This window comes from Serratia sp. 201, assembly GCF_037027545.1.
GTDB lineage: Bacteria > Pseudomonadota > Gammaproteobacteria > Enterobacterales > Enterobacteriaceae > Serratia > Serratia bockelmannii.
On the sequence record NZ_JAXCHC010000002.1, the window covers coordinates 916,690 to 929,628 of the forward strand.

Below are 12,939 nucleotides of genomic sequence, written 5' to 3' on the forward strand. Positions count from 1 at the left end.
CGATGAGAGACATTCCAATGCCTGCCAGCGATGCAGCGACCGCGGGAGAGATCATTTCCCGCATCGGCCAACTGACCCGAATGCTGCGCGACAGCATGCGCGAACTGGGGCTCGATCAGGCGATCGCCCAGGCGGCAGAGGCGATCCCGGATGCGCGCGACCGTCTTGACTATGTCGTAACCATGACGGCGCAGGCGGCGGAACGGGCGTTGAACTGCGTGGAAGCGGCGCAACCGCGCCAGGCGGAGCTGGAATCCGGCGCCAACGCGTTGAAAGGGCGCTGGGACGAGTGGTTCGCCAATCCCATCGAACTGGATGACGCGCGTTCTCTGGTCAACGACACGCGCCAGTATCTGGATCAGGTGCCGGGCCATACGGCCTTCACCAATGCCCAGCTACTGGAAATCATGATGGCGCAGGACTTCCAGGATCTGACCGGTCAGGTGATCAAGCGCATGATGGATGTGGTGCAGGAGATCGAAAAGCAGCTGCTGATGGTGCTGATGGAAAACATGCCGGAGCAGCCGGTGAAGGAAAAACGGCCGAACGACAGCCTGCTGAACGGCCCGCAGCTCGACCAGAACGGCGTCGGCGTCATCGCCAACCAGGCGCAGGTCGACGATCTGCTCGACAGCCTCGGTTTCTGAGGCTTTTCGGGGCGCGCGACGGCGCGCCCCGAAAGTTGCGCGGTGTCCCGCAAAGATTAATGTATATAGCATTACTATATACATCATGGCGGTTATAATTTGTACTCCAATTTAAGGAGGTCGCCATGACGTTAGGTTCTGTCTTTACCAATAATCGGACACAGGCTGTACGCTTGCCCGCAGAGGTGCGTTTCCCTGATACCGTTTCTAAAGTGACCGTTCGCGTAGTGGGCAAAGAGCGCATTCTTGCCCCCCTGGAGAATACTTGGGACAGTTTCTTCTGTGCGGCAAATGAGGTGAGCGATGATTTCCTCAATGAACGTGCAGGACAGCACCAGGGTGAGCGGGAAGATTTTTGATGTTCAGTCATATGCTGGACACCAACATTGTTATCTATGTCATCAAGCGCCGGCCGCTGGAAGTGCTGGAGGCATTCAATCGCTATGCAGGTAAAATGGTCATTTCGTCGATCACCTATGGCGAATTGGTTCACGGGTGGAGAAAAGCGCTCGTCCAGCGGTTAACGCCAGAGTCGTTGAAGATTTTGTCTCCCGATTGGACATTCTCGATTACAGCGCCAAAGCGGCATCGCACTATGGCAATATCCGGGCTGCGCTGGAACGCCAGGGAACGCCTATTGGCGTAAACGATCTACATATCGCCGGGCATGCGCGCAGCGAAGGATTGATCCTGGTGACCAATAATCGACGCGAATTTGAGCGCGTTGAGGGTTTGCGGCTGGAAAATTGGTTGTAACCTCTCCCTGATGGTCTCATCCCCTAAATAACCCGCCTTTTTCCCCGTTGTTCCGCCAATGGCATCGCCAATTTTTTGGCATGCTGACCGCCATTCTTTACCCTCCCGACACAGGAACGGCGTTTCGTGGCTGAAGACAGCGATCTGGAAAAAAGCGAGGCCCCCACGCCCCACAGGCTGGAGAAGGCGCGTGAAGACGGCCAGATCCCGCGTTCCCGCGAATTGACCTCGGTGCTGATGCTGCTCTCGGGCCTCGCGATCATCCTGATGTCCGGCAGCAACATGGCGCAACAGCTGGCGGCGATGCTCACGCAGGGGTTGAACTTCGACCACGGCATGGTCAGCAACGATAAACAGATGGTGCGCCAACTCGGCATGCTGCTGCGCCAGGCGGTGCTGGCGCTGTTGCCGATCATGGCGGGGCTGGTACTGGTGGCGCTCGCCGCGCCGATGCTGCTGGGGGGCATTCTGTTCAGCGGCAAGTCGATTAAATTCGACTTGAAGCGGTTGAACCCGTTGTCCGGGTTGAAGCGCATCTTTTCCACCCAGGTGCTGGCCGAGCTGCTGAAAGGGATCCTGAAAGCGACGCTGGTCGGCTGGGTGACCGGTCTTTATCTGTGGCACAACTGGGCGGCAATGCTGCATCTGATGACCCAGCAGCCGCTCGATGCGCTGGGCAATGCGCTGCAGATGATCCTGTTCTGCGGTTTTCTGGTGGTGTTGGGATTGACGCCGATGGTGGCGTTCGACGTGTTCTACCAGCTGTGGAGCCACTTCAAGAAGCTGAAGATGACCAAGCAGGATATTCGCGACGAATTCAAAGACCAGGAAGGGGACCCGCACGTTAAGGGGCGTATTCGTCAGCAGCAGCGGGCGATCGCCCGGCGCCGCATGATGGCCGATGTGCCCAAAGCGGACGTGATCGTCACCAACCCGACGCACTACGCCGTCGCGTTGCAGTACAACGACAAGAAAATGAGCGCGCCGAAGGTGCTGGCCAAAGGGGCCGGCGAAATCGCCTTGCGCATTCGCGAGCTCGGTGCGGAGCACCGCATCCCGATGCTGGAAGCGCCGCCGCTGGCGCGTGCGCTGTATCGACACAGCGAGATTGGACAACATATTCCGGCCACCCTGTATGCCGCCGTCGCCGAAGTGCTGGCCTGGGTGTACCAGCTGCGCCGCTGGCGGCGCGAGGGCGGCCTGATCCCGAAAAAACCTGAACGTTTACCGGTGCCGGAAGCACTGGATTTTGCAAGAGAGAGTGACTCTGATGGCTAATTTGGCCTCCCTGCTTCGTTTGCCGGGCAATTTTAAAGATACGCAGTGGCAGGTGTTGGCCGGCCCGGTGTTGATCCTGCTGATCCTGTCGATGATGGTGCTGCCGTTGCCGGCGTTTATCCTCGATCTGCTGTTTACCTTCAACATCGCGCTGTCAATCATGGTGCTGCTGGTGGCGATGTTCACCCAGCGCACGCTCGAATTCGCCGCCTTCCCGACCATTCTGCTGTTCTCCACATTGCTGCGTTTGTCGCTCAACGTCGCGTCGACGCGCATCATCTTGCTGGAGGGCCACACCGGTTCCGCCGCCGCCGGGCGCGTGGTGGAAGCCTTTGGCCACTTCCTGGTGGGGGGCAACTTCGCCATCGGCATCGTGGTGTTCATCATCCTGGTGCTGATCAACTTTATGGTAATTACCAAAGGTGCAGGGCGTATCGCCGAAGTGGGCGCGCGCTTCGTGCTGGACGGCATGCCGGGTAAACAGATGGCGATCGACGCCGACCTGAACGCCGGGCTGATCGGTGAAGACGAAGCGAAGAAACGCCGCGCTGAAGTGACCCAGGAGGCCGATTTCTACGGCTCGATGGACGGTGCCAGTAAATTCGTGCGTGGCGATGCCATTGCCGGCCTGATGATCATGGTGCTGAACGTCGTCGGCGGCCTGTTGGTCGGTGTCGTGCAGCATGGCATGGAGCTGGGGGCGGCGGCGGAAAGCTATACGCTGCTGACCATCGGTGACGGCCTGGTGGCGCAGATCCCAGCGCTGGTGATCTCCACCGCCGCCGGCGTCATCGTCACCCGCGTCGCGACCGATCAGGACGTCGGCGAGCAGATGGTGGGCCAGCTGTTCAACAATCCGCGCGTGATGTTGCTGAGCGCCGGGGTACTGGGGCTGTTGGGCCTGGTGCCGGGCATGCCGAACCTGGTGTTCCTGCTGTTTACCGCCGCTTTGCTGGGCCTGGCCTGGTGGCTGCGTGGCCGTGAACAACAGGCACCGAAAACGGTGGAAGAACCGGCGATGCCGGAGAATCCGCAGGCCGCCGAGGCCAGCTGGGCCGACGTTCAGTTGGAAGATCCGCTGGGGATGGAAGTGGGCTACCGGCTGATTCCGATGGTCGATTTTCAACAGAACGGCGAGCTGCTGGGGCGTATCCGCGGGATCCGCAAGAAATTCGCGCAGGACATGGGCTATCTGCCGCCGGTGGTGCACATCCGCGACAATCTGGAACTGCCGCCAGCCAGCTACCGCATCCTGATGAAAGGCGTTGAGATCGGCAGCGGTGAAGCGCAGCCGGGCCGTTGGCTGGCGATCAACCCCGGCAATGCCGTGGGCGAGCTGGCGGGAGACAAAACCGTCGATCCCGCCTTTGGGCTCGAGGCGGTATGGATCGACAGCGCCTTGCGCGAGCAGGCGCAGATCCAGGGCTTTACCGTGGTGGAAGCCAGTACCGTAGTAGCGACGCACCTTAATCACCTGATCGGCCAGTTCGCCAGCGAGCTGTTTGGCCGCCAAGAAACTCAGCAGCTGCTGGACCGTGTTTCACAAGAGATGCCGAAGCTGACCGAAGACTTCGTGCCGGGCGTGGTGTCGCTGACGACGCTGCACAAAGTGCTGCAAAACCTGTTGGCCGAACGCGTTTCTATCCGCGATATGCGCACCATCGTCGAAACGCTGGCGGAACATGCCCCGGCGCAAAGCGATCCTTATGAGCTGACGACCGTGGTGCGGGTGGCGCTGGGCCGGGCGATCACGCAGCAGTGGTTCCCGGGCAACGGCGAGATTCAGGTTATCGGCTTGGATACCCAGCTGGAGCGCCTGTTGCTGCAGGCGTTGCAGGGCGGCGGCGGTCTGGAGCCGGGGCTGGCCGATCGCCTGCTGGAACAGGCGCGTCAGGCGCTGCAACGGCAAGAGATGCTCAGCGCGCCGCCGGTGCTGTTGGTTAACCATGCGCTGCGTCCTTTACTGGCGCGCTTTCTGCGCCGCAGCCTGCCGCAGCTCGTGGTGCTGTCCAACCTGGAGATTAACGACGATCGCCAGATTCGCATGACGTCGACCATTGGAGCCGCCTGATGAAACGCTGTCTGTTCGTGTTGTGTTTGCTGGCGCCGTTAACCGCCGGTGCGGTGTCCGGCTCCTGGGTGGCCGAAGGGGCGGGCGTGACGTTGGAACAGGGCGGCATGCGCGATGAGTCCGCCGGTTTGCGGCCGCCGAACGCGTTGCCGGATGCCAATGCGCGCATCACCCGCGTCAGCTGGCGCTACCGTTTGCTGGGGCCTGAACCAGTGGGGCTGCAGGCGCAGCTTTGCACGGTCAACCGCTGCATTCCGCTGGGCGGCGGCAGCGGCAGCAGCAACGGTCTGCAGGGCGAGCCGGCCAATGCGGAATTGCGTTTCGTCTATTACGTGCAGTCGCAAGGCGGGTTGAACCCGCCGCTGCGGGTGATTGGCAATCAGGTGATCGTCAATTATCAGTAAGATCAGGCCAGAATTTGCAGGCCGTTGCGTTCCACCAGCGTCAGCAGCTTCATCGCGGCGGAGTTCGGTTGCGCTTCGCCGCGCTCCCATTTCTGTACCGCCTTTTTGCTGACGTTGAGATACAGCGCAAACACCGGCTGACTGACGTTTTCCCGTTCGCGCAGCGCGCGGATCTCGGCCGGCCCGAACTGCTTCACCGGCCGCAGGCACAGCATGTCGAAAGTGCGCATGGTCACGTCGTCGACGAAACCGGCGCGGTGCAGGCCCTGAACTTCCTGGTGGATCTCGGCAAGAATTTTACTCATCGCTTAGCCTCCGTAACTCCCTGTTGTTGACCAGCTGGTAGAGTCTGAATGGCGAATAATCCAGATACAGCGCAGCCAGATGTTTCAATCCCTGTAACTCATCCGCACTGATGTTTTCTCTCTCGCTTTTGGCAAAGCCGCGCATAAAAAACAGGCGGTCTTCATCGCGAAAAACGATCAGCACCCGATAGCCGCCACGTTTGCCCGCACCAGCCCGAGCGATGCGCTTTTTGTATACGCAACCGCCAAGATTGGCGTCGTACCGCTGATGCTGCATTTCTCGCGCCGCTTTCACTATCGTGGCGTCGCTAATGCGCTCGCGTGCGGCAAAACCCTGAAAGGTTTTGGTGAGATAGATATCAGCCATTCGCTCTCCCTGCGAATCTATACCCGTTAAGGGTATATTTCAAGTGATTTAAAAATCACCACAGGGTGACAAGTGGCCAAAGGGAAAGAAACAGCCAAATTCACGTTCTGCGCAGCCTGACGCATAACGTTAAGGGAACTCAGGAGGTGATGAGGTGAAAATGCGAGGGGATGCGCAAAAGTCGGCTAACGCGTGCCCGGTGATAGGCTCACCGGGCGAAATGAGTCAGGTCAGACGCCGATTTTTCTGCCGAGCAGGCTGCCGGCGTGCGACTGGCCGTCCGGGCCATACAGCGATTTGTTGTTCTTACTGAGGATAGCCAGCGCCTGAGCGTTGTGGTCGATCTGCTGATTGAGCAGCAGGCCGTTGTGCTGGTTCTTCTCACGCAGCGTTTGGCTCAGCAACTGAACGCGTTGCCAGCGATCGGCCAGAGGCGCATGGCTGGCATAGGGCGCGCGTTGCCCGCAGGTTTTTTCCTGCCCCAGGCGCTGTTGCTCGAGGTAAGCGACCGTCGCCAGCAGTTGGCTTTTGGCATCGGTGACGCGCTGCAAGGCCACGCCGGGCAACTGGCCGGAACACAGCAAGTCGTGCTCTTCCTCCAGCACGCCATTGAGCGCCTGCAGTGTTTCCAACAGTTTGTCCAGCAGTTGTACCAGCTTTTCCATAGTGATGACTTATCCTTTATCGCTACCCGCCGCCGCGTTGTCAGTCGCGTCCGGCGATCCATTGAACATCGCTCTGCGCGTCTTGCAGCAGTGCGTCGGCGATTTTGCCGGCGTCCATCTTCAGTTCACCGTTGCGGATCGCCTGTTTGATGGCCTCGACCCGGCCCATATCGATATCCTGGGTGCCCGGTTGCATCAGGCGCGCCTGCGCCTCGCTCAGTTTGACCTGCGTGCCGCTGACGGCGGTTTCGGCCACGGCGGCCTTGCGCGGTTGGAGCGGGTTGTCGGCCGGGGTTTCACGCGGTTGCACAGTGGAAACCGGCTGTAACCGCTGGGTGCGATCGATACTCATGGTCCATCTCCGTTTACGCCGTGGCCGCTCGGGGGCGACGACGCTGCAATGAAAGTTTTGCGGCCCTGGTGGCCAATAAAATGCTGCTTGATTTGTCTTATCGGCAAGGTTTGCGGAACCTTTACTTTTTTATAACGTAATACGGATCGCGCCGTCGTCCCCGACCACGCCGCTGACGATCTGCCCGGACGCCATGCGCACCCGCACGCTGTCTTCGGCGGCGGCGTTGTTCATCGCCTTACCCGCACCGCTGATGCTGAATCCTTCGCCCTGTGCATTGACCTGTACCGATTGCCCGGCCTTGATAATCCAGGCGCGGCGCAGCATGGCGAGGGTCAGCGGCTGACCGGGGCTAATGTTGCGCAGGCTGACGGCACCTAACGCTTTGCTCGCTTCGGTCAGCGCACGCGGCGGCAGGGTATCGAGCCGACCTGCTTTCAACGTCAGATCCGCCGCCGTCAACCGGCTGCCGGCGCTGATGCCGCGCGCCGAAACGAGATAGCGGCCAAACACCTGCACCTGCGTCTGGATAAAACGCCGCTCCTGGCCACAGCGCGCCGAAATGCTGACGTTGCCGCCGATCCGCGCGTTGGGCGGCAGCGACAGCTGCGGCAGTTCGCAAGCGGGCCATTGGTTCGGCGGCGTGCGCACCCGCACTTTTACCTGTACCGGTTCGCCGCTGAACTTGCCTTGGATGAAGCTTTCGATTTGCGTCGCCAGATCGTCGGCGCGCGCGTTCAGACTGCACAGCAGGCCGATAAGCAGCAGCATTTTACCTTTCATCGTCATCTTCTCAAGCTTCATCGGGATACGCGTAAGTGTACCCGCAGCGCGCGCAGGCTAAGCAGATAAATAGCGCCCCATTTTGCGTTTATTCCCGCGATAGGGTAGCGCGGGGGGCGTTTATGCTGTCGACTCCAAATTCTAACCTCGCGGAGGGAGCATGCTCGACAAACTGGACGCGGCTCTGCGCTTTGGCCAAGAGGCGCTGAACTTGCGCGCCCAGCGGCAGGAAATTCTGGCCGCCAACATCGCCAACGCAGACACACCGGGTTATCAGGCGCGGGATATCGATTTCGCCAGCCAATTGAACAAAGTGATGGAGCAGGGGCGCGTCAGCGGCAACGGCATGTCGCTGAACCTGACGGCGGCGCGCCACATCCCGGCGCAGACCCTGCAGCCGCCGCAGCTCGATCTGCTGTTCCGGGTGCCTGATCAGCCGTCGATGGACGGCAACACGGTGGACATGGATCGCGAACGCACCAACTTTGCCGATAACAGCCTGAAATATCAGACCGACCTGACGCTGCTCAACGGTCAGATCAAAGGGATGATGTCCGTGCTGCAACAAGGATAAGGCGCATGTCTTTACTGAATATTTTTGATATCTCCGGCTCGGCGTTATCGGCGCAATCCCAGCGCATGAACGTCAGCGCCAGCAACATGGCCAACGCCGACAGCGTGACCGGTCCGGACGGCGAGCCTTACCGCGCCAAGCAGGTGGTGTTCCAGGTCGCGGCGGCCCCCGGGCAGCCGACCGGCGGCGTACGCGTCGCTCAGGTGGTGGACGATCCGGCGCCCGAGCGTCTGGTCTATCAACCGGGCAACCCGCTGGCGGACGCCAAGGGCTACGTGCGCATGCCGAACGTCGACGTGGTGGGTGAAATGGTCAACACCATCTCCGCTTCCCGCAGCTACCAGGCCAATGTCGAGGTGCTCAACACCACCAAGTCGATGATGATGAAAACCCTGACGTTGGGTCAGTAACCGGAGGTTCCCATGGCTATCGCCGCAACCACGAACGAGTCGTTGGACAACACCGTCATCGGTAACAACAGCAAAAATACCAACAGCCAGGATCTGCACAACAGTTTCCTGACGCTGCTGGTGGCGCAGTTGAAAAACCAGGATCCGACCAATCCGATGCAGAACAACGAACTGACCTCGCAGCTAGCGCAGATCAACACCGTGCAGGGCATCGAAAAACTCAACACCACGCTGGGGTCGATCTCCGGCCAGATCAACAGCAACCAGTCGCTGCAAGCCACTGCGCTGATCGGCCACGGCGTGATGGTGCCGGGCAATAACATTCTGGTCGGCAGCAAGGACGGCAAGGTCAGCACGACGCCGTTCGGCGTGGAACTGGAGCGCGCCGCCGATCAGGTGACCGCTACCATCACCAACGCCAGTGGGCAGGTGGTGCGCACCATCGAAATCGGCGGCCTGACCGCCGGTGTGCATGCCTTCACCTGGGACGGTTCGTTGGATGACGGCTCTACCGCACCCGACGGCGCCTACAAAGTGGCGATTAACGCCAAAGGCAATGGCGAGCAACTGGTGGCGCGCAGCCTGCACTTCGGCCTGGTGAACGGCGTGATCCGCGACGGCAACGGCGCCAAGCTGGATCTCGGTCTGGCGGGCAACGCCACCCTGGAAGACGTGCGACAGATCTTATAACCCTAAGCATCAGGCTCAATCGGACGATAGCCTGACCACTATTCGGAGAATAACATGGCCTTTTCTCAGGCAGTCAGCGGCTTAAACGCGGCAGCAACCAACCTGGACGTGATCGGTAACAACATCGCCAACTCCGCGACAGCGGGCTTCAAATCCGGCAGCGTCTCCTTTGCCGACATGTTCGCTGGCTCGCAAGTCGGTCTGGGCGTCAAAGTGTCCGGCATCACCCAGAACTTCAAGGGTGGCACCACCACCGGCACCAGCCGTGCGCTGGATGTGGCCATCAACGGCAACGGTTTTTTCCGCATGCAGGATAAAGACGGCGGCATCTTCTATACCCGCAACGGTCAGTTCAAGCTGGATGAGAACCGCAACCTGACCAACATGCAGGGGCTGCAGCTGACCGGCTACCCGGCGGCCGGTTCTCCGCCGACCATTCAGCAGGGCGCCAACCCGGTGCCGCTGAGCATTCCTGAAGGTATGATGAACGCCAAGGCATCCACCTCCGGCGAGATGGTGGCCAACCTGAAGTCCACCCATAAAGTGCCGGAGAACAAGACCTTCGATCCGACCAAACAGGACAGCTACAACTACGTCAACACCATCACCGCTTACGACTCGCTGGGTAACGCGCACAACATCAACGCCTACTTCGTGAAGACGGAAGACAATAAATGGCAGGTCTACACCCAGGACGGCAGCGCCGCGCCAGTGAACGCCGGCACCATGGAGTTCAGCACCAGCGGCAACCTGGTGAAAACCACCAGCACCAACGGCGCGCCGGGCGAGTTCAGCATGGTGATCCCGATGACCGCCAAAGACGGCGCACCGGCGCAAAACTTCACCCTGAGCTTCGCCGGCAGCATGCAGCAGAACGTGGGCAGCGACTCGGTGAGCAAGGTATCGCAAGACGGCTATGCCGCCGGTGAATACACCAACTTCCAGATCAACAACGACGGCACAGTGGTGGGCATCTACTCCAACCAGCAGACTCAGGTGCTGGGCCAGATCGTCATGGCCAACTTCTCCAACCCGGAAGGGCTGGCGTCGCAGGGCGATAACGTGTGGCAGGAAACCGGTGCGTCCGGTCAGCCGCGCGTTGGTCTGTCGGGCGGCGGCGGCTTCGGTAAGCTGACCAGCGGCGCGCTGGAGTCTTCCAACGTCGATCTGAGCCAGGAGCTGGTGAACATGATCGTCGCACAGCGTAACTACCAGTCCAACGCCCAGACCATCAAGACGCAGGACTCCATCCTGCAGACGTTGGTTAGCCTGCGCTAATAAGGCCGAGTTATGGATCACGCGATTTATACCGCGATGGGCGCGGCGCGCCAAACGCTGGAACAGCAGTCCATTACCGCCAACAACCTGGCCAATGCGTCGACGCCGGGCTTTCGCGCCCAGCTCGCCGCATTGCGCGCGGTGCCGGTCGACGGGCCGAGCCTGGCGACGCGCACCTTGGTGACCGCGTCGACGCCGGGCGCCGATATGAGCCAGGGGGCGCTGAACTATACGGCGCGCCCGCTGGACGTGGCGCTGCAGCAGGACGGTTTCCTGGCGGTGAGCCTGCCGGGTGGGGGGGAAGCCTATACCCGCAACGGCAACATTCAGATCTCCTCCACCGGGCAGTTGACGGTGCAGGGATTGCCGGTGATGGGTGACGGCGGCCCGATCGAGGTGCCGCCGTCGGCGGAGATCACCATCGCGGCCGACGGTACCATTTCGGCGCTGAACGCCGGCGATCCGCCGAACACCATCGCGCAGATCGGCCGTCTGAAGCTGGTGAAAGCCGATGCGCGCGAAGTGATGCGCGGTGACGACGGGCTGTTCCGCCTGACGCCGGAAACTCAACAGCAGCGCGGCAATCAGTTGCAAAACGATCCGCAGGTGCGGGTGATGCCGGGCGTGCTGGAGGGCAGCAACGTCAAGCCGATGGAGACCATGGTCGACATGATCGCCAACGCCCGCCGTTTTGAAATGCAAATGAAAGTCATCCACAGCGTGGATGAAAACGAACAGCGTGCCAACTCACTGCTCTCAATGAGTTAAGCAGCAAGGAAATAACCGATGATTCCATCCTTATGGATTGCCAAAACCGGTCTGGACGCGCAGCAGACCAACATGGACGTGATCGCCAACAACCTGGCGAACGTCAGCACCAACGGCTTCAAACGCCAGCGTGCGGTATTTGAAGATTTGCTGTACCAGACCATGCGTCAGCCGGGGGCACAGTCTTCCGAGCAGACCACGCTGCCTTCCGGTCTGCAGATCGGCACCGGCGTGCGTCCGGTGGCGACCGAGCGTCTGCACAGCCAGGGCAACCTGTCGCAGACCAACAACAGTAAAGACGTCGCCATCAAGGGGCAGGGTTTCTTCCAGGTGATGCTGCCGGACGGCACCCAGGCCTACACGCGCGACGGCTCGTTCCAGATCGATCAGAACGGCCAGCTGGTCACATCCAGCGGTTTCCAGGTGCAGCCGGCGATCACCATTCCGGCGAACGCGCTGTCCATCACCGTCGGCCGCGACGGCATCGTCAGCGTCACCCAGCAGGGGCAAACCGCCGCCCAGCAGGTGGGTCAACTGACGCTGACGACCTTTGTCAACGACAGCGGTCTGGAGAGCGTGGGCGAGAACCTGTATCAGGAAACCGAAAGCTCGGGCGCGCCGAACGAGAGCACGCCGGGGCTGAACGGCGCCGGTCTGCTGTATCAGGGCTACGTGGAGACCTCCAACGTTAACGTGGCGGAAGAGCTGGTCAACATGATCCAGACTCAGCGCGCTTACGAGATCAACAGCAAAGCGGTTTCGACTTCCGATCAGATGCTGCAAAAGCTGACGCAACTGTAATCTGTCATTGACGGGCCCGGCTTGCCGCGCCCGTCATTCTCTTTCGTGAAACAAAGGCGATACCCGTGGTAACCACATATTCGATGGCAATCCTGCCGCGGCAGGGACAACGCTGGCTGGCGGGAATGGTGATGCTGACGCTGAGCGGCTGCGCTTATATTCCGCATAAACCGCTGGTGGACGGTGCGACCACGGCGCAGCCCGCGCCGGCCAGCGCGCCGATGCCGAACGGCTCGATCTTCCAGACGGTGCAGCCGATGAACTACGGCTATCAGCCGCTGTTCGAAGACCGCCGTCCGCGCAACGTCGGTGACACCCTGACCATCGTGCTGCAGGAAAACGTCAGCGCCAGCAAGAGCTCTTCCGCCAACGCCAGCCGCAACGGCGCCAGCAAGTTCGGCGTCGCCACCTCGCCGCGTTACCTTGACGGCCTGTTGGGCAATGCGCGCGCCGATATGGACATTTCCGGCGACAGTACCTTCGGTGGCAAGGGCGGCGCCAACGCCAACAACACCTTCAACGGCACCATTACGGTGACGGTCAACCAGGTGCTGGCCAACGGCAACCTGCACGTGGTGGGGGAAAAGCAGATCGCCATCAACCAGGGCACCGAATTCATTCGCTTCTCCGGCGTCGTTAACCCGCGCACCATCAGCGGCAACAACTCGGTCACCTCGACGCAGGTGGCGGACGCGCGTATCGAATACGTCGGCAATGGCTATATCAACGAAGCGCAGACCATGGGCTGGCTGCAGCGCTTCTTCTTAAATGTTTCACCGTTCTAAGGATT

The 12,939-nt window shown here is 60.6% G+C and carries 17 protein-coding genes and 1 pseudogene; 13 read left to right on the forward strand and 5 right to left on the reverse strand.

Going from position 1 to position 12,939, the window contains the following annotated elements; all coding sequences use genetic code 11:
- The first annotated feature begins 2 nt into the window (after positions 1–2).
- The 6 genes and pseudogenes from cheZ to WA302_RS12580 all read left to right on the forward strand — a co-directional run bounded on the left by cheZ (position 3) and on the right by WA302_RS12580 (position 5,156).
- Complete coding sequence (cheZ, locus tag WA302_RS12555; protein ID WP_004934858.1) at positions 3–647, forward strand: protein phosphatase CheZ; 645 nt, start codon at positions 3–5, stop codon at positions 645–647.
- Between the two features lie 125 nt (positions 648–772).
- A complete protein-coding gene (vapB, locus tag WA302_RS12560; RefSeq protein WP_089195989.1) occupies positions 773–1,006 on the forward strand; it encodes a type II toxin-antitoxin system VapB family antitoxin in 234 nt (77 codons plus the stop codon).
- Positions 1,006–1,403: pseudogene (gene vapC / locus WA302_RS12565) on the forward strand (type II toxin-antitoxin system tRNA(fMet)-specific endonuclease VapC). The gene vapB and the pseudogene vapC overlap by 1 nt, the downstream one beginning before the upstream one ends.
- 126 nt (positions 1,404–1,529) lie before the next feature.
- Positions 1,530–2,681, forward strand: coding sequence for a flagellar biosynthesis protein FlhB (flhB, locus tag WA302_RS12570; RefSeq protein WP_043138644.1), 1,152 nt, complete (start codon positions 1,530–1,532; stop codon positions 2,679–2,681).
- On the forward strand, positions 2,674–4,752 hold the full coding sequence (gene flhA, locus WA302_RS12575; RefSeq protein ID WP_025303268.1) for a flagellar biosynthesis protein FlhA: 2,079 nt from the start codon (positions 2,674–2,676) through the stop codon (positions 4,750–4,752). Before flhB ends, flhA begins: the two co-directional genes overlap by 8 nt.
- Positions 4,752–5,156, forward strand: coding sequence for a flagellar protein FlhE (locus WA302_RS12580; RefSeq protein ID WP_038629510.1), 405 nt, complete (start codon positions 4,752–4,754; stop codon positions 5,154–5,156). Before flhA ends, WA302_RS12580 begins: the two co-directional genes overlap by 1 nt.
- Before the next feature lie 2 nt (positions 5,157–5,158).
- Here WA302_RS12580 and WA302_RS12585 read toward each other — a convergent pair whose 3' ends face one another.
- The 5 genes from WA302_RS12585 to flgA all read right to left on the reverse strand — a co-directional run bounded on the left by WA302_RS12585 (position 5,159) and on the right by flgA (position 7,628).
- The gene (locus tag WA302_RS12585; protein WP_015378258.1) at positions 5,159–5,461 is read right to left on the reverse strand and encodes a helix-turn-helix domain-containing protein; all 303 of its coding nucleotides are present in this window, start codon (positions 5,459–5,461) and stop codon (positions 5,159–5,161) included.
- Positions 5,454–5,828 carry a type II toxin-antitoxin system RelE/ParE family toxin gene (locus tag WA302_RS12590; protein WP_025303266.1) on the reverse strand — a complete coding sequence of 125 codons (375 nt, stop codon included), beginning with the start codon at positions 5,826–5,828 and terminating at the stop codon, positions 5,454–5,456. The genes WA302_RS12585 and WA302_RS12590 overlap by 8 nt, the downstream gene beginning before the upstream one ends.
- A gap of 230 nt (positions 5,829–6,058) precedes the next feature.
- A complete protein-coding gene (locus tag WA302_RS12595; RefSeq protein ID WP_025303265.1) occupies positions 6,059–6,493 on the reverse strand; it encodes a flagella synthesis protein FlgN in 435 nt (144 codons plus the stop codon).
- 40 nt (positions 6,494–6,533) lie between these two features.
- Positions 6,534–6,845: a flagellar biosynthesis anti-sigma factor FlgM gene (gene flgM, locus WA302_RS12600; RefSeq protein WP_004934832.1), complete on the reverse strand. Its 312-nt coding sequence runs from the start codon at positions 6,843–6,845 to the stop codon at positions 6,534–6,536.
- A gap of 129 nt (positions 6,846–6,974) precedes the next feature.
- Positions 6,975–7,628 (reverse strand): flagellar basal body P-ring formation chaperone FlgA, encoded by a 654-nt coding sequence (gene flgA / locus WA302_RS12605; RefSeq protein ID WP_025303264.1) that lies wholly within the window; start codon positions 7,626–7,628, stop codon positions 6,975–6,977.
- A gap of 160 nt (positions 7,629–7,788) precedes the next feature.
- On the opposite strand from flgA, the gene flgB reads away from it, so the two are divergent.
- The 7 genes from flgB (at position 7,789) to flgH (ending at position 12,934) form a co-directional block, all read left to right on the forward strand.
- The gene (gene flgB / locus WA302_RS12610) at positions 7,789–8,202 is read left to right on the forward strand and encodes a flagellar basal body rod protein FlgB (protein ID WP_025303263.1); all 414 of its coding nucleotides are present in this window, start codon (positions 7,789–7,791) and stop codon (positions 8,200–8,202) included.
- Positions 8,203–8,207: 5 nt separating this feature from the next.
- Entirely contained in the window at positions 8,208–8,612 is a 405-nt protein-coding gene (gene flgC / locus WA302_RS12615; protein ID WP_004934826.1) for a flagellar basal body rod protein FlgC, read from the forward strand.
- A gap of 12 nt (positions 8,613–8,624) precedes the next feature.
- Entirely contained in the window at positions 8,625–9,302 is a 678-nt protein-coding gene (gene flgD, locus WA302_RS12620; protein WP_016927297.1) for a flagellar hook assembly protein FlgD, read from the forward strand.
- Positions 9,303–9,356: 54 nt separating this feature from the next.
- Positions 9,357–10,580 (forward strand): flagellar hook protein FlgE, encoded by a 1,224-nt coding sequence (flgE, locus tag WA302_RS12625; RefSeq protein ID WP_099817138.1) that lies wholly within the window; start codon positions 9,357–9,359, stop codon positions 10,578–10,580.
- A 12-nt stretch (positions 10,581–10,592) separates the two neighbouring features.
- A complete protein-coding gene (locus WA302_RS12630; RefSeq protein WP_025303261.1) occupies positions 10,593–11,348 on the forward strand; it encodes a flagellar basal body rod protein FlgF in 756 nt (251 codons plus the stop codon).
- Positions 11,349–11,366: 18 nt separating this feature from the next.
- Positions 11,367–12,149, forward strand: coding sequence for a flagellar basal-body rod protein FlgG (gene flgG / locus WA302_RS12635; RefSeq protein ID WP_004934819.1), 783 nt, complete (start codon positions 11,367–11,369; stop codon positions 12,147–12,149).
- Positions 12,150–12,232: 83 nt separating this feature from the next.
- Positions 12,233–12,934, forward strand: coding sequence for a flagellar basal body L-ring protein FlgH (gene flgH / locus WA302_RS12640; protein ID WP_004934817.1), 702 nt, complete (start codon positions 12,233–12,235; stop codon positions 12,932–12,934).
- The last annotated feature ends 5 nt before the right edge of the window (positions 12,935–12,939 follow it).

Bases quoted from the DNA above. Each gene is read 5' to 3' on its own strand.
- WA302_RS12595 (WP_025303265.1), bottom strand. From the start codon at position 6,493: ATGGAAAAGCTGGTACAACTGCTGGACAAACTGTTGGAAACACTGCAG.
- flhA (WP_025303268.1), top strand. From the start codon at position 2,674: ATGGCTAATTTGGCCTCCCTGCTTCGTTTGCCGGGCAATTTTAAAGAT.
- cheZ (WP_004934858.1), top strand. From the start codon at position 3: ATGAGAGACATTCCAATGCCTGCCAGCGATGCAGCGACCGCGGGAGAG.
- flgC (WP_004934826.1), top strand. From the start codon at position 8,208: ATGTCTTTACTGAATATTTTTGATATCTCCGGCTCGGCGTTATCGGCG.
- flgD (WP_016927297.1), top strand. From the start codon at position 8,625: ATGGCTATCGCCGCAACCACGAACGAGTCGTTGGACAACACCGTCATC.
- flgE (WP_099817138.1), top strand. From the start codon at position 9,357: ATGGCCTTTTCTCAGGCAGTCAGCGGCTTAAACGCGGCAGCAACCAAC.
- flgM (WP_004934832.1), bottom strand. From the start codon at position 6,845: ATGAGTATCGATCGCACCCAGCGGTTACAGCCGGTTTCCACTGTGCAA.
- WA302_RS12580 (WP_038629510.1), top strand. From the start codon at position 4,752: ATGAAACGCTGTCTGTTCGTGTTGTGTTTGCTGGCGCCGTTAACCGCC.
- flgB (WP_025303263.1), top strand. From the start codon at position 7,789: ATGCTCGACAAACTGGACGCGGCTCTGCGCTTTGGCCAAGAGGCGCTG.
- WA302_RS12590 (WP_025303266.1), bottom strand. From the start codon at position 5,828: ATGGCTGATATCTATCTCACCAAAACCTTTCAGGGTTTTGCCGCACGC.
- vapB (WP_089195989.1), top strand. From the start codon at position 773: ATGACGTTAGGTTCTGTCTTTACCAATAATCGGACACAGGCTGTACGC.
- flgA (WP_025303264.1), bottom strand. From the start codon at position 7,628: ATGAAAGGTAAAATGCTGCTGCTTATCGGCCTGCTGTGCAGTCTGAAC.
- flgH (WP_004934817.1), top strand. From the start codon at position 12,233: ATGGCAATCCTGCCGCGGCAGGGACAACGCTGGCTGGCGGGAATGGTG.
- WA302_RS12585 (WP_015378258.1), bottom strand. From the start codon at position 5,461: ATGAGTAAAATTCTTGCCGAGATCCACCAGGAAGTTCAGGGCCTGCAC.
- WA302_RS12630 (WP_025303261.1), top strand. From the start codon at position 10,593: ATGGATCACGCGATTTATACCGCGATGGGCGCGGCGCGCCAAACGCTG.
- flgG (WP_004934819.1), top strand. From the start codon at position 11,367: ATGATTCCATCCTTATGGATTGCCAAAACCGGTCTGGACGCGCAGCAG.